This window comes from Muriicola sp. E247 (assembly GCF_041358175.1).
Classification (GTDB): domain Bacteria; phylum Bacteroidota; class Bacteroidia; order Flavobacteriales; family Flavobacteriaceae; genus Muriicola.
Genome location: NZ_JBGKBE010000004.1, coordinates 81,265 through 102,293, shown reverse-complemented (window position 1 = coordinate 102,293; position 21,029 = coordinate 81,265). Strand labels below are relative to the sequence as shown.

Annotated in this window: 20 protein-coding genes; 11 read left to right on the top strand and 9 right to left on the bottom strand. The window is 42.8% G+C overall.

Annotation, left to right across the window (positions count from 1 at the left end):
* Positions 1–27 precede the first annotated feature (27 nt).
* From ACA086_RS08065 to ACA086_RS08055, 3 genes are all read left to right on the top strand, one after another.
* Positions 28–906, top strand: coding sequence for a PPK2 family polyphosphate kinase (locus ACA086_RS08065; protein ID WP_371002825.1), 879 nt, complete (start codon positions 28–30; stop codon positions 904–906).
* Complete coding sequence (locus ACA086_RS08060) at positions 903–2,291, top strand: M28 family peptidase (RefSeq protein WP_371002824.1); 1,389 nt, start codon at positions 903–905, stop codon at positions 2,289–2,291. The genes ACA086_RS08065 and ACA086_RS08060 overlap by 4 nt, the downstream gene beginning before the upstream one ends.
* Positions 2,292–2,381: 90 nt before the next feature.
* Positions 2,382–3,314 carry a peptidylprolyl isomerase gene (locus ACA086_RS08055; protein ID WP_371002823.1) on the top strand — a complete coding sequence of 311 codons (933 nt, stop codon included), beginning with the start codon at positions 2,382–2,384 and terminating at the stop codon, positions 3,312–3,314.
* 441 nt (positions 3,315–3,755) lie between these two features.
* Here ACA086_RS08055 and ACA086_RS08050 read toward each other — a convergent pair whose 3' ends face one another.
* Together ACA086_RS08050 and ACA086_RS08045 are read right to left on the bottom strand one after the other, a co-directional pair.
* Positions 3,756–3,950 carry a cold-shock protein gene (locus ACA086_RS08050; RefSeq protein WP_129605219.1) on the bottom strand — a complete coding sequence of 65 codons (195 nt, stop codon included), beginning with the start codon at positions 3,948–3,950 and terminating at the stop codon, positions 3,756–3,758.
* A 107-nt stretch (positions 3,951–4,057) separates the two neighbouring features.
* The gene (locus ACA086_RS08045; RefSeq protein ID WP_371002822.1) at positions 4,058–4,696 is read right to left on the bottom strand and encodes a peroxiredoxin; all 639 of its coding nucleotides are present in this window, start codon (positions 4,694–4,696) and stop codon (positions 4,058–4,060) included.
* Between the two features lie 178 nt (positions 4,697–4,874).
* Between ACA086_RS08045 and ACA086_RS08040 the strand changes: the two genes are divergently transcribed.
* Complete coding sequence (locus ACA086_RS08040) at positions 4,875–5,417, top strand: YfiT family bacillithiol transferase (protein ID WP_371002821.1); 543 nt, start codon at positions 4,875–4,877, stop codon at positions 5,415–5,417.
* Positions 5,418–5,420: 3 nt separating this feature from the next.
* Here the strand turns inward: ACA086_RS08040 and ACA086_RS08035 are convergent, their stop codons facing one another.
* Together ACA086_RS08035 and ACA086_RS08030 are read right to left on the bottom strand one after the other, a co-directional pair.
* Positions 5,421–5,984, bottom strand: coding sequence for a GNAT family N-acetyltransferase (locus ACA086_RS08035; protein WP_371002820.1), 564 nt, complete (start codon positions 5,982–5,984; stop codon positions 5,421–5,423).
* Positions 5,969–6,529, bottom strand: a complete 561-nt coding sequence (locus ACA086_RS08030) for a thioredoxin family protein (RefSeq protein WP_371002819.1) — start codon at positions 6,527–6,529, stop codon at positions 5,969–5,971. The genes ACA086_RS08035 and ACA086_RS08030 overlap by 16 nt, the downstream gene beginning before the upstream one ends.
* A 173-nt stretch (positions 6,530–6,702) precedes the next feature.
* Here ACA086_RS08030 and ACA086_RS08025 point away from each other — a divergent pair, with 173 nt between their 5' ends.
* Together ACA086_RS08025 and ACA086_RS08020 are read left to right on the top strand one after the other, a co-directional pair.
* Positions 6,703–7,623 carry a bile acid:sodium symporter family protein gene (locus tag ACA086_RS08025; protein ID WP_371002818.1) on the top strand — a complete coding sequence of 307 codons (921 nt, stop codon included), beginning with the start codon at positions 6,703–6,705 and terminating at the stop codon, positions 7,621–7,623.
* A gap of 38 nt (positions 7,624–7,661) precedes the next feature.
* A complete protein-coding gene (locus tag ACA086_RS08020; RefSeq protein WP_371002817.1) occupies positions 7,662–8,672 on the top strand; it encodes a 1-acyl-sn-glycerol-3-phosphate acyltransferase in 1,011 nt (336 codons plus the stop codon).
* A gap of 28 nt (positions 8,673–8,700) precedes the next feature.
* On the opposite strand, the gene ACA086_RS08015 is transcribed toward ACA086_RS08020, so the two are convergent.
* From ACA086_RS08015 to ACA086_RS08005, 3 genes are all read right to left on the bottom strand, one after another.
* Entirely contained in the window at positions 8,701–11,226 is a 2,526-nt protein-coding gene (locus tag ACA086_RS08015) for a M14 family metallopeptidase (RefSeq protein ID WP_371002816.1), read from the bottom strand.
* Positions 11,227–11,371: 145 nt separating this feature from the next.
* Positions 11,372–11,743: a PUR family DNA/RNA-binding protein gene (locus tag ACA086_RS08010; RefSeq protein ID WP_371002815.1), complete on the bottom strand. Its 372-nt coding sequence runs from the start codon at positions 11,741–11,743 to the stop codon at positions 11,372–11,374.
* A gap of 74 nt (positions 11,744–11,817) precedes the next feature.
* Positions 11,818–13,572 carry an ABC transporter ATP-binding protein gene (locus ACA086_RS08005; protein WP_371002814.1) on the bottom strand — a complete coding sequence of 585 codons (1,755 nt, stop codon included), beginning with the start codon at positions 13,570–13,572 and terminating at the stop codon, positions 11,818–11,820.
* Between the two features lie 167 nt (positions 13,573–13,739).
* On the opposite strand from ACA086_RS08005, the gene nusB reads away from it, so the two are divergent.
* The 3 genes from nusB to yajC are packed head-to-tail and all read left to right on the top strand — an operon-like array spanning position 13,740 to position 15,520.
* A complete protein-coding gene (nusB, locus tag ACA086_RS08000; protein WP_371002813.1) occupies positions 13,740–14,687 on the top strand; it encodes a transcription antitermination factor NusB in 948 nt (315 codons plus the stop codon).
* A 45-nt stretch (positions 14,688–14,732) separates the two neighbouring features.
* Positions 14,733–15,215, top strand: a complete 483-nt coding sequence (locus ACA086_RS07995; protein ID WP_369748791.1) for a DUF1573 domain-containing protein — start codon at positions 14,733–14,735, stop codon at positions 15,213–15,215.
* Between the two features lie 20 nt (positions 15,216–15,235).
* On the top strand, positions 15,236–15,520 hold the full coding sequence (gene yajC / locus ACA086_RS07990; RefSeq protein WP_371002812.1) for a preprotein translocase subunit YajC: 285 nt from the start codon (positions 15,236–15,238) through the stop codon (positions 15,518–15,520).
* A gap of 77 nt (positions 15,521–15,597) precedes the next feature.
* Here yajC and ACA086_RS07985 read toward each other — a convergent pair whose 3' ends face one another.
* Together ACA086_RS07985 and pepT are read right to left on the bottom strand one after the other, a co-directional pair.
* On the bottom strand, positions 15,598–16,191 hold the full coding sequence (locus tag ACA086_RS07985; RefSeq protein WP_371002811.1) for a YdeI family protein: 594 nt from the start codon (positions 16,189–16,191) through the stop codon (positions 15,598–15,600).
* An 11-nt stretch (positions 16,192–16,202) separates the two neighbouring features.
* Positions 16,203–17,429: a peptidase T gene (pepT, locus tag ACA086_RS07980; RefSeq protein ID WP_371002810.1), complete on the bottom strand. Its 1,227-nt coding sequence runs from the start codon at positions 17,427–17,429 to the stop codon at positions 16,203–16,205.
* A gap of 161 nt (positions 17,430–17,590) precedes the next feature.
* Between pepT and ACA086_RS07975 the strand changes: the two genes are divergently transcribed.
* Together ACA086_RS07975 and ACA086_RS07970 are read left to right on the top strand one after the other, a co-directional pair.
* A complete protein-coding gene (locus tag ACA086_RS07975) occupies positions 17,591–20,449 on the top strand; it encodes a TonB-dependent receptor domain-containing protein (protein WP_371002809.1) in 2,859 nt (952 codons plus the stop codon).
* Positions 20,450–20,575: 126 nt separating this feature from the next.
* Positions 20,576–21,013, top strand: a complete 438-nt coding sequence (locus tag ACA086_RS07970) for a hypothetical protein (RefSeq protein ID WP_371002808.1) — start codon at positions 20,576–20,578, stop codon at positions 21,011–21,013.
* The last annotated feature ends 16 nt before the right edge of the window (positions 21,014–21,029 follow it).

Below are 21,029 nucleotides of genomic sequence, written 5' to 3'. Positions count from 1 at the left end.
TAGCATAATTTATTTTATATTCAGGCTATGAAGAAAATAGACAGTAATTCTTATAGGGTAGAAAAGGCTGCAAAACTAAATGCCATCCCTACTTTCGAGGATTTTGGAAAATCAGATAAAAAGCTGAAAAAGTACCTTGAAAAGATAAGGATAGAGCTGGGCAAGTTTCAGGATGTGATGTATGCCCACGATAAATACAGCGTACTTATTTGTCTGCAGGGAATGGATACAGCCGGAAAAGACAGTCTAATCCGTGAGGTTTTTAAGGATTTTAATGTTAGAGGGGTGCAGGTGCACAGTTTTAAAGTACCCACCGAATTGGAACGCAGCCATGATTATCTGTGGCGGCATTATATCGCTTTGCCCCAGAAAGGAAAATTCGGGGTGTTTAACCGTACACATTATGAAAATGTGCTGGTCACCAGGGTTCACCCCTCCTATATTCTTGGAGAACATATCCCCGGTATTCACACCGTTGAAGATATAGATGAAAAATTCTGGGAAGATCGTTTCAGGCAGATCAATGATTTTGAACTCCATCTGGCTCAGAACGGAACCATCATCTTTAAATTCTTTCTTCACCTTTCCAAAGAGGAGCAGCGGCAGCGATTACTGAGACGACTTGAAAAGAAGGAAAAGAACTGGAAGTTCTCAGCAGGCGACCTCAAAGAAAGAGCCCTGTGGGATTCCTATCAGGAATGTTATGAAGAGGCAATTAACAATACTTCCAAAACGCATGCCCCCTGGTTTGTTATCCCTGCAGATAACAAGGAAGCAGCCCGGGTAATCGTTGCAGAGATCCTGCTACAGGAACTGGCTAAATACACAGATGTGGTAGAGCCGGAACTGGATGAAAAAACTAAAGCAAACATCGAAGAATACAAAAAGCAATTAGAAAGCGAATGATTAGGATAACAATTACTCTATTCCTGATGCTGCAAATTCACAATGTGGCAGCACAGACCGATGATGAAAAACAAATCAGAACAATTTACGATTTGGCTCTAACTAAGGGCAAGACGTATGACTGGCTAAACTATTTGTCTAACCAGATTGGAGGTCGGCTATCTGGTTCAGTACAGGCAGAACAGGCCGTTAACTACACCAAAGCACAACTTGATTCCCTGGGTCTCGACAAGGTCTGGCTTCAGCCCGTTATGGTGCCCAAATGGGTAAGAGGAACGCCGGAATTTGCTTACCTGGAGAGCAAGCCCGGATATACAAGCAATGTCCCGATTTGTGCCCTTGGAGGTTCAGTGGCGACTCCTCCAGGCGGAGTGAAAGCTGAGGTGGTTGAAGTAAAAAGTTTTGAAGAGCTGGAAACTCTTGGTAGAGACAAAATTCAAGGTAAGATCGTTTTTTATAACAGGCCGATGGATGCCCGACTCCTCAATACTTTCAGAGCCTATGGCGGGGCAGTAGACCAGCGTTCAAAGGGGGCGGCAGAAGCATCCAAATACGGTGCTGTAGGAGTTATTGTGAGGTCGATGAATCTCCGGCTGGACGACAATCCCCATACAGGTTCCACCAATTATGGAGACCTCCCGGAAAAGGACAGGATTCCTGCAGCAGCAATAAGTACCAATGGGGCTGAATTTTTAAGTACAACCCTAAAGCTCAATCCGAAAATCCTGTTTTATTTTAAGTTGAATTGCAAACAACTTGAAGATGTACAGTCCTATAATGTGATCGGTGAGATCAAAGGCAGCACAAAGCCCGAAGAGGTTATGGTTGTAGGAGGTCATCTTGATTCCTGGGACCTGGGAGACGGGGCTCATGACGACGGAGCCGGATGCGTGCAAAGTATGGAAGTGCTTCGCCTTTTAAAGTTGAGTGGGTATAAACCGAAGAGGACGATCAGGGCAGTCTTGTTTATGAATGAAGAAAACGGACTTCGGGGTGGTAGGAAGTATGCTTCCGAAGCCGACATAAATGGTGAAAAGCATGTATTTGCCCTCGAAAGTGACGCCGGAGGTTTTACCCCCAGAGGATTTTCCTTTGACAGTTCTGAATCTGATTTTAATACCGTCCTGAGTTGGAAATCTTTGTTTGAACCATACCATTCTGCTGAATTTACCCAGGGAGGGGGAGGCGCTGATATCGGACCATTGAAAAAGCCGGGAATCGTTCTGGCCGGACTGCGGCCTGATTCACAACGGTATTTTGCCCATCACCACGCGCAGAATGACACTTTTGAACATGTCAACAGACGCGAACTCGAACTAGGTGCAGCTGCGATGACCAGTTTGATTTACCTCGCCGATAAATACGACTTGGGAACGGCCCAATAGCGGTCAATTTTCGAGTTATATCAGATGCAATCAAAAGCCGGGTGTTCCGGGCATTAATTCATATCTTTGCCCCTTTAAAAACTTTACGCCATGCAAGACGGAATATACGCTAAGTTCAACACCACTAAAGGAGAAATCCTAATAAAGCTCACTCATGATAAAACACCTGGAACGGTTGGAAATTTTGTAGCCCTCGCCGAAGGGAATCTTGAAAATTCGGTAAAACCACAGGGCACCCCATATTACGATGGTCTAACCTTTCACAGAGTTATTCCTGATTTTATGATTCAGGGTGGCTGTCCGTTAGGAACAGGGACAGGAGACCCGGGGTATAAGTTTGACGACGAGTTTCATCCGGATCTAAGACACGATGGACCAGGGGTGCTATCGATGGCCAATGCCGGACCGGGATCCAATGGGAGTCAGTTCTTTATTACTCATATTGCCACCCCCTGGTTAGATGACAAGCATACCGTCTTTGGCCATGTTGCCCACGGTCAGGAAGTAGTAGATACCATAGAACAGGGAGATGCAATAGAATCTGTGGAGATCCTCAGGGTAGGTGAAAAGCAAAAAACCTGGAACGCTGTTGAAGCCTTCAGGACTTTTGAGGGTGCTAGGGAGAAAAGAATTGCCGAGGAAAAGCAGAAGGCAGAATCCGAAATGCAAAAATTAGCTGCTGGGTTTGAGCAGACGAAAAGCGGACTTCGTTATAAACTCATTCAGGAGGGAGCAGGGAAAAAACCATCAAAAGGGCAGCAGGTTTCGGTGCATTACGAAGGATCACTACCTACAGGACAGGTATTTGATTCCTCATACAAACGTAAAGAACCTATAACCTTCCAACTCGGGGTAGGGCAGGTTATTCCCGGATGGGATGAAGGAATTGCGTTGTTAAAGGTAGGCGACAAAGCCCGTTTTGTTATACCGTCGCATCTTGCATACGGAAGTGCCGGGGCAGGTGGGGTTATTCCGCCTAATGCCACTCTTATTTTTGAAGTGGAATTGATGGCTGCTAAATAAGGATTAGATCTCCCGAAATAAGAACCCGAAACCTCTAATGACGCTTGGTGATCTGAATGGAAAATAGCAACAAGAGCATATTCAGAACAACAAGGAAGGCCATTATACCAAGAAATAGAGACATAGCTTTTCTTACATAACAGCTATCTCTTAGGTTTACCCTACCTTGTTTTAAGGCTTTTTACGATTTACTTTTACCGGTAGTACTCAACAATAACAATACAAGGTTGATCGCAATCAACACTAGAAGGATCCAAAAGAAGGAATACATGGGTGCTGGTTATTAATTTGGTTAAGGGGTGTACATTTTAGACGCAGGAAAGGGAAGAATGTTGTGTGCCGTGCCATTGAAGTTAGTAACAACTTATGAACAATTTTAAAGAGGGTATAAAAAAACCCCGACCTTAAGGCCGGGGTTATGTCAAAAAATTGGAATCTTACCTAGTCTAATACTTTCACATTAACGGCGTTCAATCCTTTTTTTCCTTGTTGTAGTTCAAATTCTACAACGTCACCTTCGCGTACTTCGTCAATTAAGCCAGAAATGTGTACAAAGTGATCTTCTTGCGAACCATCTTCAGTAATAAAGCCATAGCCTTTAGAATCATTGAAGAATTTTACTGTTCCTTTACTCATAATAATAAAAATAAAATGTTTAAGTCGCAAAGGTACATTTAAATATTTGAAATAAAGGAAATTTCGAATTTATTCTTAAAAATCACACTCCTGTAAAACACTATTCCCTATACACTTGGGTCGGGTGTGAGTCTCAGATAGGGCTTGATTTCTTCTACTCCTTTCGGAAATAATGTCCTTGCTTCTGCGGTTGGGATTGAAGGGCTTACCACTACTTTTTCACCATTTTTCCAGTTCGCCGGGGTCGCTACTTTTTGATAGGCCGTAAGTTGCAGGGAGTCGATAACCCTCAACAGTTCATGGAAGTTACGCCCTGTAGATGCCGGATAGGTGAGTATCAGTTTAATGGTCTTGTCGGGAGCAATAATGAATACCGACCTCACAGTAAAAGTGTCATCAGCCTTGGGGTGGATCATATCATAAGCATCTGATACCTTTCTGTCCTCGTCAGCAATGATCGGAAAGTTTACCTCTGTGTTCTGAGTTTCATTGATGTCTTTGATCCATTCATTATGAGAATCCTTGCCATCGACGCTCAGGGCCAGCATTTTTACATTCCGCTTGTCGAATTCCTTTTTGAATTTTGCTGCGGTTCCCAGTTCTGTTGTGCACACCGGGGTAAAATCGGCCGGATGGGAGAATAAAATACCCCAGCTGTCACCCAGATATGAATAAAGATTTATTGTTCCTACAGAGCTTTCTGCAGTAAAATCGGGGGCGGTATCGCCTAATCGTAATGTTGCCATATCTAAATGTTTTTTAGTTTTAACCTACTAGTCCTACAAATTTAATAGAGAATTAAAAATTAAAATAATTTGTGGGGTTAAATCTGTATTAAAATTCAGGAGAAACTGCTGCTTGAATAGAATTCATTTTTTAACTTCAGCATTCACTGTAAGCTTACCGCTTTCTTACACTAGAATTATGGAAAACACAGCTCTGGAAAAATTAAAATACCCAATTGGTCATTTTGTCCGACCTGAAAAGATCAGTGCGCTTAAGATAAAAGATTGGATCGCCCAGATTGAAGCCCTTCCGGTAAACCTCAGGGATTTGGTTACCCCCTTGTCGGAGACTCAGCTCGATACACCTTATCGTCCTGACGGTTGGACAGTGAGGCAGGTAGTCCATCATCTGGCAGATAGCCACCACCACAGTTATATCAGGTTTAAGTGGGCGCTGACCGAAGAAAGGCCCTTAATTAAGCCCTATCTGGAAAAGGAGTGGGCAAAATTAGAGGACGCCAGTACGGGCCCGATACAACTTTCTCTTCATCATCTGGAGGCTGTACATGCAAAATTGGTGTATCTTCTCAATAGTCTTTCCTCAGAACAATGGCAGAGGACTTTTATACATCCTGATGGAGATATTGAAACAAGCCTGGAAGAAAATGCCGGAAGATATGCCTGGCACGGGAATCATCATTTAGCTCATATAGAGGGCTTGCTTAACCGGTTGAACTGGTAATGCCTAATGTTCTTTTTCAAGGCTTTTGCTCAGGATGTACATCTCCCTCTCTTCAGGAATCGATGCCTGAAATGGGAGTTGTTGTTCCCCAACAATTTTAAAACCGTGTTTTTGATAAAATCGGAGAGGAAATCCCTTTTTCATTGTAGCCAGCCAGAGGGTTTTCATCCCTTCTCTAATACTGAGGGATTCAATTTGTTCAAGAATCTCCTGTCCGTATCCTTTTCCGGTATATCGCTTGAGCAGATAGATCTTTTCGAGAAACATGGGTGCTGATTGGGGGAGATCCTGAATCTGTTGAAATTTTACCAGTTTTACTATCCCGATATATTTCTCCCTCTGGCACACCATAAAATGTAGTGTATTCTCCTCTTTAGATTCAATTGCGATACTTTCATTTGTAAAACTAGTACTGATATAGGGCGTCGGATCCTGGTGGGGCCAAAGGTGGAGATAATGGTCTCTGTAAGCTTTTTCCCCGGTCTTACAATAGCTTTCATGCTGCTCTGGTACGAGCGGTTCCAGACGAACATTACCAAGGTCTCCTTTCTCTAGTGCTCTTTCCATTTTATATTACATCCAATACTTGGTTTTTGATCTTCGGCCTGTGGTTCCCCGGAGAGTAGTTTATCCATCGCCATTCGAAGATCTTTCCCGGTAACAGCTATACCATTTCCCGGACGGCTGTCGTCTAACTGTCCACGGTAAATGAGATTCAGCTGATTGTCAAAGAGATAAAAATCGGGTGTACATGCGGCGTCATAAGCTCTGGCCACGGTCTGGGTTGCATCGTACAAATAGGGAAAGGGATATCCTTCTTCCCTGGCGTTTTCCTTCATCAGATCTGGAGCATCCTGAGGATAATTTTCAACGTCATTACTCGATATCGCCACAAAACCGATGTCCTTTTCCATATATTCCCTAGCCATTACAACCAGCTGATGATTGACATGTTTTACAAAAGGACAGTGATTACAAATAAACATAACCACAGTGCCTTTCTCCCCTTTTACATCAGCCAGGCCAAGGGTAGCGTCTGAGATGGTGTCTGTTAGCTTAAAAGATGGTGCCTTGGTGCCTAAAGGCAGCATATTACTAGGTGTTCGTGCCATAAATATTATCTTATGTCACAAAAATACATACCTCGATTCAAAATAAGGTTAAAACCTTTGTTTTATCCTACCGCTCTACAACTCAAATTGTATCTCCTACCCGGAGAGATGCCTTGTAAATGAATCTGTTTATATTTGAATTAAAGCCCTTTGGTTTTTAGCTAAAAAAACAAGTGATCAATTCAACCCTTGACGCGGCGCGTATAGATTTTTCCACAGAAACGCTCTGGATCCTCAATAGTATCCTGGCATTGATCATGTTTGGAGTGGCACTGCATATCAGGGTGACCGATTTCAGGGCCTTGTTTAAAAATCCCCGCCCTGTACTTGTTGGGGTGTTTTGCCAGTTCCTGGCATTGCCCTTTCTCACTTTTTTACTTGTCCTTCTGATAAAACCTATACCGAGTATTGCCCTGGGGATGATCCTTGTGGCGGCCTGTCCTGGAGGGAATATTTCCAATTTCATTACTTCCTTTGCAGGAGGGAACCGGGCCCTTTCAGTGACCTTAACTGCCAATGCCACCCTGTTAGCTGTGATTATGACTCCCGTGAACCTGAGTTTTTGGGCTGCTCTGTATCCTCCCACACAAGCCATTTTAAAGGAAGTGTCGATTGCACCCCTTGAAATGATAGAAATAGTAGCTCTCATTCTGGGGGTTCCCCTGATTTTAGGAATTGTGATTAATGAACGTTATCCGGCAGTGGCAGAAAAGCTTGCTAAATACCTTAAAACTATTTCGCTTGGCTTTTTTGTATGTCTGATCCTATTTGTAGTATACAATAACCGAACGCTAATTGAGGATTATATTCTCTATGTATTTTGGATTGTACTCCTGCATAATGCCCTGGCCTTTTTTACCGGTTTCTCTCTGGCCAGAATGGCTAAACTCCCATTAGAAGATATAAGGAGTATCACTGTCGAGACAGGGATACAGAATTCGGGTCTAGGCCTAATTTTGATATTTACCTTCTTTGAAGGCCTGGGTGGAATGGCTGTTCTTACGGCTTTCTGGGGTATCTGGCATCTTATATCTGGCCTGGTTTTGGGTACATTCTGGGCATATAAACCTTTGGAGAAGGAGGTAGGGAGATGAGGTCAATAATGTATTTTCTTACCCAAAAAATGGCCTGTATGGCACTTTTCTGCTACTTCAGGGAAATCCAGCTTCACGGTATGAAAAATATACCCCGGAATCAGGCAGTTATGTTTCTGGCTAATCATCAGAATGCATTATTAGACCCCCTGGTCATTGCCGCTTTTACACCATTTCGCTCGTATTTCCTTACCCGGGCCGATATTTTTATCAATCCCCTGGTGAATCAGCTTTTTAAATTTCTCAGGATGCTGCCCATCTACCGGATTCGGGATGGGAGAGATACATTAACTAAGAACACCGCTATTTTCGAACAATGTACCCATCTGCTGCAGAATGGGAAGACCATTTTACTTTTTCCTGAAGCCAATCACAATATAATGAGGAGGGTACGACCCCTGAGCAAAGGTTTTACCCGGATTTTATTTACAACACTTGAGAGAGATCCTGAACTGGACGTCTTGCTTGTTCCGGTAGGGATTAATTATGAAAAGGCAGACAGATTTCCTGATCGCGTTGCATTTTATTTCAGCGAACCTATTTCCGCCAGGGATTACTACTCTGAAAATGAAATTGCCACTTCGGTGGTCAGGACAAAAGATGTGGTGTCCGAGGCCTTGAAAAGAAGCACTACGCATATTGAGGACCTCTCAGAATACGATGCTATTCACAATTACCTGGATACTCAAGCTGTAAATTATCTCGATCCCAAGGAGACCAATAAGGCTATAGAGAAATACAGCGGGAAAACCCCCAAAAAGAAACATGAAATAAATCCTGTTGTCGGTCGTATACTAACCTTTGTTTTCCTTACGATCAATGCCCCCCTTATCTTTATCTGGAGGTGGTTTTTAAAACCACAGATACAGGAGGCAGAGTTTATAAGTACATTCCGTTTTGCCTATGTCAGTGTTTTACAACCGCTTTTTTACCTGACTCTCTGGGTAATATGTTTCGTTTACCTAGGCCTATTCTGGGCTACCCTGACAGTTCTTTCGCATTTCCTTTTCAACCTGGCTTATGTAAAGTTCGCTAATGCCAGGTTGTGAGGCTCCGATCGATTCCAGGATGCGAGTTCTACATCATATCCCCAAAGAAAATAGCATTCATCAGGAGTTTATTGGTGCCGTACCAGAAAGCCCTGAAATTGGTGTTGTCGGTAAAGAGGATAATCCTGCCCCGGCCCATTCTTCTTGTCTTAAAGGGTACGCTGTTAGAAATTAAAGCAGCATTCTCTTCAGAAATATAGCCACTCATCAGGGGTGATGAGGTGTACTGAATGGGATTGTTATAACTATCCTTCTCCGGTTCGAGATAGATGTTGCTGTTTCTAAAAAGGGGAATGTTGTTGTTTTTATAACCGAAATTTATCGGATGAGACCTGTCGATCCTGGCTTCAAAAATGGCGCCCCCGGTGACCTGCGCTCCTCTGAAGTCCTGCCTTTCACCAAATGTCACGTTTTTGGCGACAAGAGTATCTTTTTTAAATGTAAGGTCGAGAAATTCCTGCTGATCAAACCAGTTAGCGGTTGTTCGGAATCCCACTAAAGTGCCACCGGCTTTTACCCAATTTTGTAGTTTTTCAGCAATAGATTTACTGAGTCCGCCACTTCCCCAGCTTCCTGGAATAATAATATCGGTATAGGAACTGAGGTCTGTCCTTCCGAGGTACTCAGTATCAATTTTCGTTAGTTTGATGTTATATCGGGTATCGAATAAATGCCAGATTTCTCCCGCGTCATAGGATCTGATACCCTCTCCGACGATAAGGGCAACTTTTTGTTTTTCGACCGGTTCAAAATCCCCACTTCCTAAGTCGATTCCTTTAGTTGCTCCCGTGCTGACGGCAGTTACTTCAATATAACTTTCTTTGGCAACTTTATTCAGAAAGTCGTAGAGTGACTTCCTATCCAGCTTTTGATTTTGGACTGGGATCATCACTGTACCGTAATCGTAATTCACCCCTCCCATGCTAAAGGGATACTGTGCAATTTTAGCTCGTAAACCCTTTTCGAGAATCATATTGAGAGCCTTGGGGGTATAATATTCGTGCCATTCAAACAGGTAGGCATAGGAACTCTCACTACTTACCGATCCTGTTAAGGGAGTAAGTTCAGGAATCTCTGGTCCCGCATTGGAAAGAGAAGTAAGTTCTGCGTAATCAAGGTTGAATGCAAGGGGGAAGGTCCATGCCGAGATATCGTAAAACAGGCTATCGTTAAAGGTGGTCCTTTTTTCGAACATCGCTTTGATCAGCCTGTGATTTTTCTGTTCCAGGGGCACGATAAAGCTGTTTCCCTTTTTATATTGTTTCCCGCCAAGGGTTATATCCCTGCTGAGATCATGGAATTTGATATTCTGCCTTTCGAGGATCTCGGCCATGTGCCAGGTTTTGGCGGCGTCTTTAGAGTCTCCGAAAATGTATGCTTTGGTTTTACTCCTTCCTGCTTCTGTTCTCAGGTCCTTGTAAAAGTTGCGCTGATAGTTCAGCAATTTTGTTCTCATATTTTGTGCAGCTTCAACAGTTGAAAGTGCAGTTGTAAACTGATTTCTTATGGTGAAGGGAAAGGTCAGGATTCCGTTTTCACTTTCCTGAATATGTCCTCTGGAACTGGCCTGTTCAAAAAGGATCCCGATACTTCCCACCACATCGGGAAAAGTAGAACCCTTGCCGTAGTAGTAGTCGTCATAGTTTTCTTCAGAATAATAGAGTGAGCCAATTTTATCGAGTGCTTTGGCATGGTAAGTTCCGATTTCAGCCGTTAATTCCTGGTTCATTTTTGGAGTCAGGGGGTGCACCCGACTGGGTTCTCCTGGCTGAAAGAAAAAGGTGGAGTTGGTGCCCATTTCGTGATGATCCGTAAGGATATTTGGTAACCAGCGATGGAAAGTTTTAATGCGAGCCCTGCTTTCGGGAAGTTGCACGGGTAACCAGTCTCTGTTTATATCAAACCAGTAGTGATTGGTTCTTCCCCCTGGCCACACTTCGTGATATTCCCGCTCGTTTCCATCAGCGTTCAGGTTCATACTCCTGTTGGTATTGGCCCAATACGCAAATCGCTGCAGGCCGTCAGGATTATAGGACGGGTCCATTAAGATGATAGTATTCTTCAGCATTTCATCAATTTGTGGTCCCTGGGCAGCTGCAAGATAATAGGCATACGCCAATCCGGCATTGGCCCCACTGGGTTCGTTTCCATGTACCGAAAATCCCTGATAAACGACTATTGGCAAATCTTCCACAGCAGTAGTACTACTTCCATTTTCACTCAAGGCCAGGTGTTGCTGCCTTATAGTCTCCAGATTGCTGTGATTCTGGGGTGAGGTAACGGTCAACAAAAGAATGGGTCTTCCTTCAAAAGTAGTTCCCCTGTTTTCTATGGTAATACGATCGCTGGCCTCGGCAAGGGTTTGCATATAAAACATTAGCTTGTCGTGGGTTACATGCCATTCTCCAACTTCATGTCCGATCACATCCGCCGGTTTTGGGATTGCAGGATCGTAGGTGTATTCCTGAGGCAGATAATAGTCCAGGGTAATCTCTTCCTGGGCGACAGTCAGGGTAGTAAACAGAAGACAGAGAATGAGTGCGAATCTTTTCATTTTAGGTTTTAATTAGTGATCGTTAAAGGTAATCAATACTGGTAGGAAGGACAAACTAGTTTAGAATGAGAATTAGATTCTTCCGAAAAAAAAAGACTCCCCTCAGGAAGTCTTTTTTGTATATGGTTGAGACTAAAAAGCGAATTTAAATATCGTCAAAATCGACATCGGTAAAATTGTCGAGGGGTTTCTTTTCTGAGGTTGGTTCACTTTCTTCTTTCTTAAAATCTTTTTGGTGCCTTTCTGAAATTACTTCGTGGCCTTTTTCGGCGATGATATAATCCATCATTTCCTCCACGTTTTCACGGAAGGCCTGGAAATCCTCTTTGTACAGGTAGATTTTATGTTTTTTGTAATGGAAAGAGCCATCGTCATGGGTAAACTTCTTACTCTCAGTGATGGTAAGGTAATAATCTCCTGCCTTGGTACTTCTTACATCAAAAAAATAGGTTCGTCTTCCGGCTCTTAATACTTTCGAAAATATTTCTTCTTGTTCGATCAAATCTTTATCGCGCATAGTACCGTTCTTGTTAGATTTTTCCTATAAAGTCATCAAAAATGTAAAAAAAAAGCTAATTCAGCAACATTTTTCTAGTTTTCTTTCTCGGAGAGCTGATGGGCATAAAGTTCCTTATAATATCCATGCTGTTCCACAAGTTCATCGTGTGTACCCTGTTGCAAAATCTGTCCTTCGTCCAGGACTATGATCTTATCGGCATTCTTGGCTGAGGATACCCTGTGACTTACAATCAGCGTAGTTCTGTTTCTCGATGCCTTCTTGAGATTATTGAGAATGGCTTCTTCTGTCTCTGTATCTACAGCGGAGAGGCAATCGTCAAAAAGATAGATCTCAGGATCTTTTAATAGGGCCCTGGCGATAGATACTCTTTGTTTTTGTCCACCACTCAAGGTAATACCCCGTTCTCCCAGGACGGTATCATACTTTTTGGAAAAGCCCATAATATTCTTGTGGACTACGGCCATTTTGGCTACGTTCTCGATTTCTTCCTCAGAAGCTGATTCCTTCCCGAACCGGATATTGTTGGAGATGGAATCGGAAAACAAAAAGGCATCCTGGGGAACAGTACCTATTGAACTCCTTAAACTTTCCAGATTCAGTTTTTTGATAGGGGTTCCATCTATTCTGATCTCCCCCGAGCTCACGTCGTATAAACGCGCAATAAGGTCGAGGATGGTTGATTTTCCAGAACCTGTCTTCCCGAGAATAGCTACGGTTTGTCCTTCCTCAACACGGAAAGAAAGATCCCTAACAGCCGTTATATTGGTATCCTCATAGGTGAATGTGACATGGTCGAACTCGATTTCTCCCCTGATTGGCGTTTCTTCCTCAACTTCATTCCTGAGTTCAGGTTCTACCTGTAGAAATTCATTGATTCGTTTCTGTGATGCTTCTGCTCGTTGCACAAGTGAAGTAAGCCAACCAACGATAGCAACCGGCCAGGTGAGCATGTTTACGTAGAGAATGAACTCGGCAATTGTTCCAATCGATTCGATATTGCCATTTATATATTCTTTTCCCCCGATGTAGATCACAAAAATATTGCTTATTCCAATCAACAAAATCATCAGTGGGAAGAACCAGGCATCTACTTTAGCGAGCTCCATACTTCTGCTCTTCCCTTCCAGGGCCAGGTTGGTGCCTTCAGAGTTTATTTTTGGTTCAAGGGTATAAGCTTTTATCACAGAAACGCCCGAAAAGGTTTCCTGAGCAAAAGTGGACAGCGTTGATAGAAATTCCTGGACCTTAGTGCTTCTTTTATGAATGATCTTGCTAATCTTATAAATAAGTACCGACAGTATTGGTAAAGGCAGAAGAGCGTAGAAGGCAATGGTGGGTGCCTTTATAAACATCAGTGGGATGAGGCAGACAAACAGGGTAAGGGTTTGCATCCCGTACATGATGGCCGGACCGGCGTAGAGGCGCACCTGACTCACATCTTCACTGATTCTGTTCATCAGGTCTCCAGTACGGTTTTTTTTGTAAAAATTCAGGCTGAGTAACTGATAGTGATCAAACACTTCATTTTTTAGATCGTATTCTATATATCGGGATACGTTGATGATCGTTTGCCTCATCAGAAAAGTAAAAAACCCTGAAAGCAATGCGGCACCTACAATAATCATTATGTACTCAAGAAGAAGGGAAGTGGCTTCGGGTTTTGGAACAGTTCCTGCCAGGTATTTTTCCACGACTTCGATAGAATTTTTGACATAGGAGGGCATTACAAGCTGAAAAACCCTGGCAATGATGGTGATAATGATACCCAGAAATAATTTAAACCAGTACTTTTTAAAATATTTATTGAGGTGTTTTAGTTCTTTCATAGGTCGGTTTCGCGATGCTCTCCGGTAAAGCTTGTCAAAGATAGGGCATTCACAAGAATCCAAATGTTATAAAAGACATAAGATAATATGTTCAGGAATGAAGATAGATTTGGAAGTAATACCTATTTTTGCGCATCAAGTTAGTAATACCTTAAAGTTCTTTAGACATGCTCACGAGAAGGCATTTACGGGTGAAAGTAATGCAATGTATTTATGCAATCACCCAATCCAAGGATGATTCCCTTGATAAACAAGAAAAATTTCTCCGTCTGAGCATTGAGAATACCTATACCCTTTATCTTTTGATGTTGTGCCTTTTGAGAGAGCTCCATGCGATGGCGCTTCATCACGATATGCACGATTCAAAAAAATACATGGCTTCTGCCACCGATGACTTTCCTGATAAAAAGAAGTTTGTGAATAACAGACTCCTGCTGCAATTGGTTGAAAATCCTTTGCTCAACGAAGAGTTGAAACGGCGAAAAATAAAAGGATGGTACCTCAATCAGGATTATATCAAAATAATTTTCAAAGAAATCGTTTCGAACAGATACTATTCTTCTTATATGAAGAAAGAAGAAGGTTCTTATGGGGAAGACAAGAATCTGATCATTGACCTGTTTCGTGAAGTGATCGCACCCAATGAAAAGCTTTACGAGTTCTTCGAGGATGACAAACTTACCTGGGTAGATGATATCCCACTGGTTAATACTTTTATTCTCAAACAATTGAAAAATGTGAAGCAGGAGCAGTCTGAACAGTATTTTCTTCCCCGCTTGCTCAAGGATGAAGAAGACATGGAATTTGCCAGGAAACTGCTGTCAAAAACCCTGCTTCAGAACAAAGTCCTGGAAGATGAAATACAGGGGAAAACACCCAATTGGGATAAGGATCGAATTGCAGATATCGATGCCATTCTACTTAAGATGGCCATATGCGAACTTCTGAATTTCCCTTCAATTCCGGAACGGGTATCTATCAATGAGTACCTCGAGATCGCCAAGGAGTATTCAACTCCCAAGAGTAGCATCTTTATCAATGGTATTCTGGATAAACTGGTAAAGGAATACAAAAGCAATGGAAAACTTAAAAAGACCGGTAGGGGACTACTGTAAGCATTAATTCCTTAATTTTGCAGCAAAATAATTAAATCTAGTTGTATGAAAAGAATATTCATAGCCCTGGGGGTAGTCAGTATGATCGGTTTTGTTTCCTGCAAGGAAAAGGCCTCTAACAAAATTGAAACAGCAAATGTTCAGGTAGCTGCCGAAAGAGATGCGGCCGCCAAGAACCTTCCTGTTATGACCTTTAATAAGGCCGAGCACGATTTCGGTACTATCAATCAGGGGACTCCACAGGAAACTACATTTACATTCACCAATACGGGGAATGCTCCACTTATTATCACCAATGCCACAAGTAGTTGTGGATGTACAGTGCCCGAGTATCCTAAAAACACACCTATCGCCCCGGGAGAAACAGGGGAGTTACTGGTTAAATTCAATGGGTCGGGACAGAACCAGGTTACCAAAACAATAACTGTTTCCGCAAATACCGAAAAGGGATCAGAATTACTTAGGATTAAAGCCTTTGTTCAGCCTAACAGCGGAGCACCTGCGGCCAATCTAGGTCCGGTTAAGTAAGTTTAAATACAGATAGAATTATGAGCGAGATAGGAAATTTCCTGCCGATGATTCTGATTTTTGTTGTGGCGTATTTCTTTATGATACGACCTCAAATGAAAAGACAGAAAGATGAAAAAAAGTTTGCGGCAGCATTAAAAAAAGGAGATAAAATTGTCACTAAAAGTGGCCTTCACGGAAAGGTCGTTGATCTCAATGACAAGGATTCATCCTGCATTATTGAAACCATGGCCGGTAGACTGAAATTCGATCGCTCAGCCATTTCCATGGAAATGAGCAATAAATTAAATCCGCCTGCGAAATAGGGCATTAGGATTGTAAGAACAAAAACCGGTAGCTCTGAGTTACCGGTTTTTTAATTCCCTGTACTTGGTGACAAGGGCTAGGTCTTTCGGTATTTGTCGTTTATACCAATTCCTTCCCTGATCATGGGAATGATCTTTTCCAGTCGGCTCTGTTTTGTCTTTAGTTGTTTTGCCGTTTCGATATACTCACAGAATTCACCCTGCTTATAGGCCGTAAATTTATTAAAGGCCTTTTTTAGTTCCTGATCTTTTTTTAAAACCTGCAGCAAGTCTGAGGGTATGTTAGTTTTCTTCTTTTTTTCCGGCTTCCATATCAGTCCTTTTTTCTGATTCTCTATGGCTTCCGTCATATAGGCCAGGACATTGTCTGCCATGATATCATCTGCAGCAATGAATTTCCAGTGCCTCATGGCCTTTGTTTTCCCTTCCTGGGCATTCTCAAGTACATTCCCGGGATCTTTTAAATAGCAACCATTGAAAAACCAGATTCCGAAATGAGATTTGAAAGCCATAATTCCAAAGACATTTTTCCCTCCCAGGGTGTAGACCGGAGCTCCCCACTTCAGCTCTTCTTTGACTTCGGTCTGAAGGGCCAGTGCCCTTAAGCTGTTTACACCTTCTTTAAAGCTTCCTTCCCTGGCGAAATAGGCCTCAATTTTAGCCTTGCTCATTGTAATTCAGTTTAGAGTTTATTAGCTGTAATTTCGCAAATTCTGACGATTACTTCAACTGCCTTTTTCATACTTTCTACAGGGACATATTCATATTTTCCATGGAAATTATGTCCCCCGGCAAAAATATTTGGGCAGGGCAAACCCATATAACTCAGCTGAGATCCATCCGTACCCCCTCTGATAGGTTTTATTATTGGCTGTATCCCCAATTCTTTCATCGCTTCTTCGGCGATTTCCACAATATGGTAAACAGGTTCTACTTTCTCCCTCATATTATAATACTGGTCTTTCATTTCGAGGCTAACTAGTCCGGAATGTTCTTTGTTAAACTCTTCAACCAGATTTTCAAGAAAGTCCTTTCTCTTCTCAAATAATTTTCTGTCGTGGTCCCTGACGATCAGCTCCATAGTGGCCAATTCTATACTACCCTGTAAGTTGTATACGTGGTAAAAGCCTTCGCGATCGGCGGTCTTCTCAGGTACCTCATTTTTAGGAAGACGTGAGGTCAGGTCGGTTATAATTCCAATGGCATTCACCATTTTGTTTTTTGCATATCCCGGATGAACACTTTTACCCCTGGCTGTGATCTTTGCCCCGGCCGCGTTGAAATTCTCGTATTCCAGTTCTCCTATCTGACTCCCATCCATGGTATATGCCCAGGATGCACCAAAGGCTTCAACATCGAAATGATGGGCTCCCCTGCCTATTTCTTCATCAGGGGTAAAACCAATTCGAATTTTACCGTGTTTAATCTCAGGATGAGCTACCAGATACTCCATCGCAGTAACAATTTCGGTAACCCCAGCCTTGTCGTCTGCCCCCAACAAGGTGGTTCCATCAGTAACGATAAGGGTTTGGCCTTTATACTGCAACAGGTCCTCAAAATAATCAGGAGACAAAACAATATTTTCATTCTTATTAAGAAGGATATCTTTCCCGTCGTAATTCTCTATAATTCTTGGATTTACCCCGGTTGCCGTAAAATCTGGCGATGTATCGTAATGGGAAATAAAACCAATGGTGGGTACCTCTTTTTCCATGTTCGAAGGGAGGGTGGCCATAATATATCCACGTTCATCCAGGGTAACCTCTTCAAGGCCGATATCCTTTAATTCTTGAAACAACATCTTTGCGAGCACCCATTGTTTTTGCGTACTCGGTGTCGAATCAGAATGTGGATCACTCTGGGTGTCGATTTTAACATAGCGTAAAAAGCGATCTGTTATTGGTTCCATTTTAATCAGTTTTACGCAAAAGTAGCTTTTCATTTCCAAGAGCCAAGAGGTCATTTCCTAGAAATTGATAAGTAGTTGATAATCAATTTTTTGGATTTAATTGGTAGTTAACACAGAGTTTTCACTACCTTACTTAGACTAATCACTCAAAATCTATACTTATGAAAAAACATTTACTCTTGCTTGTATTCCTTTTTCTGGGCTCTGTAACATTGCTGCATTCGCAGATTACAGGAACGGTTAAAGATGAAGACGGTACGCCATTACCAGGTGCCTCAGTAGTAAAAAAGGGGACCCAGGTAGGGACGACTACAGATTTCGACGGTAACTTCAGTATTGAAGCGATAATCGGAGACCGACTTATTGTTTCCTACATTGGGTTTGAACCCAAAGAAGTACAAGTGAACAGTACCATTATGGCCATTACCCTGGTTTCAGGAGTTCAGCTGGCAGAAGTGGTCATCACCGGTTCCAGAAATCCCAACAGGACCGCTACTGAAAGTACAGTTCCTATTGATGTAATTAACGTTAAAGAATTAGCTACGGCAGCACCTCAGGTGAATTTAAATCAAATCCTGAATTACGTGGCCCCTTCTTTTACTTCGAATACACAGACCATTTCTGACGGTACGGACCATATTGATCCGGCTTCCCTAAGAGGCTTGGGTCCCGATCAGGTCCTGGTTCTTATTAATGGTAAAAGACGACATACCTCCTCCCTTATCAACGTAAATGGAACATTCGGAAGGGGTAGTGTGGGTACAGACCTTAATGCGATCCCAACTGCAGCCATTCAGCGTATAGAAGTTCTTCGCGACGGTGCCGCAGCCCAGTACGGGTCTGATGCCATTGCAGGGGTTATCAACATTATCCTTAATAAAACCGTGGATGAATTGCTGATCAATGTAACTACTGGAGCGAATTTCTCTGAGAATGCCAATGATCAGACCGGCGGTGTTGACGGCGCAACTACCAATATTGCAGGGAGTTACGGAATTCCCTTGGGCGAAAATGGGGGATATTTAACCCTTTCAGGTGATTTTGACGTTCGCCAGGAATACAGCAGGATGAAGGAATGGGAAGGCGATGTTTTTAACCTGTACAACACCGTTGAACGTTTTGCACAAGCCGACGGTGCTGATCTTTCCTTATTACTAGACGATGATGTAACCGATGTTTTGCAATATGCCAATGCCGCAGGTATTGACACCCAGGGAGCGACAACAAAAGCCGAATTGCAACCCATACTTTCTGCAGATAATACTACTGTCGAACTAGCCGCCAGAGGCCTGGAGCGCAGTGATTTCAATATGAGAGTTGGTCAGTCGGCCCTGCGCGGTGGACGCTTTTTTGCCAATTTCTCTTTACCGCTCGATGATAACGGTACTGAACTTTATTCCTTTGCCGGACTGAGTTCAAGGACAGGTAATTCTGCAGGATTTTACAGATTGCCCAATCAAAGCAGGACCTATACTCCGGCCTATTTCAATGGGTTCCTTCCTGAAATCAACTCGAATATAAAGGACCAGTCGGTTTCCGTTGGTATAAAAGGGATGATAGGCGATTGGAATGTGGATCTGAGCAATACCTATGGGAAAAACTCCTTCCTATATGTGATTGGAAATACATACAATGCCTCCCTTCAGAATGCATCGCCAACAACCTTTGATGCAGGTGGCTTTTCATTCTCACAGAATACGGCAAATCTGGATGTATCAAAGTTTTACGATGATGTCTTTAGTGGATTAAATGTCGCTTTCGGCTCAGAGTATCGCCTTGAGAATTATACGATTGTTCCAGGGGAGGAAGCTTCCTATGCACAGTATACGGCCAATGGAGAGGTTATCACTCTTGCTTCCCAGCAACCTGCAGTCGACTTTTTTGACAATTCGCGCCCAGGGGGATCTCAGGTTTTTCCCGGATTTTCACCCAATAATGAGCTGGCAAGAGAACGGAGCAGTGTTGCCGGTTACTTAGACCTCGAGGCAGATTTTACAGAATCCTTCCTGGCGAGTTTTGCAACCCGATACGAGAACTACAGCGACTTTGGTTCCACGATGAATTTTAAACTGGCGACAAGGATAAAGGCTTCAGAAAATTTAAATATTAGGGGGGCTGTTAATTCTGGTTTCAGGGCCCCATCATTACACCAGCTGAATTTTAATTCCACGTCGACCATTTTTGATAATCAGGGAAATCCTCAGGAAGTAGGTACTTTTTCAAATGACAGTAAAGCTGCCAGTTTGCTGGGTATTCCCGAATTGAAACAGGAAATCTCAAAAAGTGTAAGTTTAGGGCTGACATCTAAAATTCCCTCTGCAAACCTTACCGTTACCGTTGACGGATACTTTGTTAAAATCGATGACAGGGTGGTCTATACCGGGCAGTTTTCAGGTCCGGGAACAGGTACCGAACTCGATCTCCTCCTGAGACAGGCCAATGCGACGGCAGCTTCATTTTTTGCCAATGCCATAGATACGGAGTCTAAGGGATTAGACATTGTCATTACTCATGACGCAATTTTGTCTGACACCTGGAGATTAAAATCTGATCTCGCTGGAACATTTTCCAAAACCAAGAAGGTAGGAGATATCAATGCTTCACAGGTCTTGCGTGATGCAGGCCTTGTTGACACCTACTTCCCTGAAGATAGCAGGGTATATCTGGAGCAGGCCGTGCCCAGGACTAAAGTAAATCTTACTAACAGTCTGTTGTCTGACAAGTGGGTCATCTTCCTGAGAAATGTTTTCTTCGGAGAGGTGACAGAAGCGACTACCACAGTGGCGAATCAACAGGATTTTGGAACCAAGATCGTAACAGACCTTTCTCTAGGATTTAAGGCTTCCAATGAGTTGACCCTCACAGTAGGGGCAAATAATATTCTGGATGTTTATCCTGATCGTGCCGATCCGGCATTTGGAAACAGAAGTAGCGGTAGATTTGATTGGTCAAGGAGATCCCAGCAATTTGGAATTGCCGGTAGATTTCTGTTTGCCCGACTCAGCTTCTCTCTGAAATAAACTTGGGATTAAGTAAATCAAAAGGCCTTCTCTAAAGAGGGCCTTTTTCATTTATCGTATTGATCAAATACTAATTACTGTATAATTAAGTTTTACCATTTATACAGGCACTTAGAATCAAAAAGCATGAAAAAAATACTTTCAGGCATATTTTTTATTGGATTGGGATTTATCCTTCAGGCTCAGGAAAAAGATTGCATGCTGGGGATAGGAGGGAGCAATTCTGAAACCATCATCCAGGTATTCCAGTTAAATGAGGAACAAACCCGCCAATTAAAAGAATGGCAGGCCGAACTTTCAATGACGAATAAGGTTTATCAGGAAGATATCCGTATCCTTTTTGACACCCATCCTCAAAGTAGCACAAAGGACCTGGAAGGACTGGCATCCAAGTACAAGGTTTTAAAAGATCAGATCCTGGAAAATGCGAGGGCCTATGACGTAAAAATGTTGAAACTATTTAATCCGAAGCAATATGATCGCTATAGGGAATTATGCACCAGTGCCGGCCGAGTGCCCTACGAAGTGACACCTCAACCGTTCCCGGAGAAAGATCCGGAATAACCCTCTTCAATTTTTT

Coding starts and splice junctions, on each gene's coding strand:
- ACA086_RS08065 (WP_371002825.1), top strand. CDS start 28: ATGAAGAAAATAGACAGTAATTCTTATAGGGTAGAAAAGGCTGCAAAA.
- ACA086_RS08060 (WP_371002824.1), top strand. CDS start 903: ATGATTAGGATAACAATTACTCTATTCCTGATGCTGCAAATTCACAAT.
- ACA086_RS08055 (WP_371002823.1), top strand. CDS start 2,382: ATGCAAGACGGAATATACGCTAAGTTCAACACCACTAAAGGAGAAATC.
- ACA086_RS08050 (WP_129605219.1), bottom strand. CDS start 3,950: ATGAGTAAAGGAACAGTAAAATTCTTCAATGATTCTAAAGGCTATGGC.
- ACA086_RS08045 (WP_371002822.1), bottom strand. CDS start 4,696: ATGGCAACATTACGATTAGGCGATACCGCCCCCGATTTTACTGCAGAA.
- ACA086_RS08040 (WP_371002821.1), top strand. CDS start 4,875: ATGGAAAACACAGCTCTGGAAAAATTAAAATACCCAATTGGTCATTTT.
- ACA086_RS08035 (WP_371002820.1), bottom strand. CDS start 5,984: ATGGAAAGAGCACTAGAGAAAGGAGACCTTGGTAATGTTCGTCTGGAA.
- ACA086_RS08030 (WP_371002819.1), bottom strand. CDS start 6,529: ATGGCACGAACACCTAGTAATATGCTGCCTTTAGGCACCAAGGCACCA.
- ACA086_RS08020 (WP_371002817.1), top strand. CDS start 7,662: ATGGCACTTTTCTGCTACTTCAGGGAAATCCAGCTTCACGGTATGAAA.
- ACA086_RS08015 (WP_371002816.1), bottom strand. CDS start 11,226: ATGAAAAGATTCGCACTCATTCTCTGTCTTCTGTTTACTACCCTGACT.
- ACA086_RS08010 (WP_371002815.1), bottom strand. CDS start 11,743: ATGCGCGATAAAGATTTGATCGAACAAGAAGAAATATTTTCGAAAGTA.
- ACA086_RS08005 (WP_371002814.1), bottom strand. CDS start 13,572: ATGAAAGAACTAAAACACCTCAATAAATATTTTAAAAAGTACTGGTTT.
- nusB (WP_371002813.1), top strand. CDS start 13,740: ATGCTCACGAGAAGGCATTTACGGGTGAAAGTAATGCAATGTATTTAT.
- ACA086_RS07995 (WP_369748791.1), top strand. CDS start 14,733: ATGAAAAGAATATTCATAGCCCTGGGGGTAGTCAGTATGATCGGTTTT.
- yajC (WP_371002812.1), top strand. CDS start 15,236: ATGAGCGAGATAGGAAATTTCCTGCCGATGATTCTGATTTTTGTTGTG.
- ACA086_RS07985 (WP_371002811.1), bottom strand. CDS start 16,191: ATGAGCAAGGCTAAAATTGAGGCCTATTTCGCCAGGGAAGGAAGCTTT.
- pepT (WP_371002810.1), bottom strand. CDS start 17,429: ATGGAACCAATAACAGATCGCTTTTTACGCTATGTTAAAATCGACACC.
- ACA086_RS07975 (WP_371002809.1), top strand. CDS start 17,591: ATGAAAAAACATTTACTCTTGCTTGTATTCCTTTTTCTGGGCTCTGTA.
- ACA086_RS07970 (WP_371002808.1), top strand. CDS start 20,576: ATGAAAAAAATACTTTCAGGCATATTTTTTATTGGATTGGGATTTATC.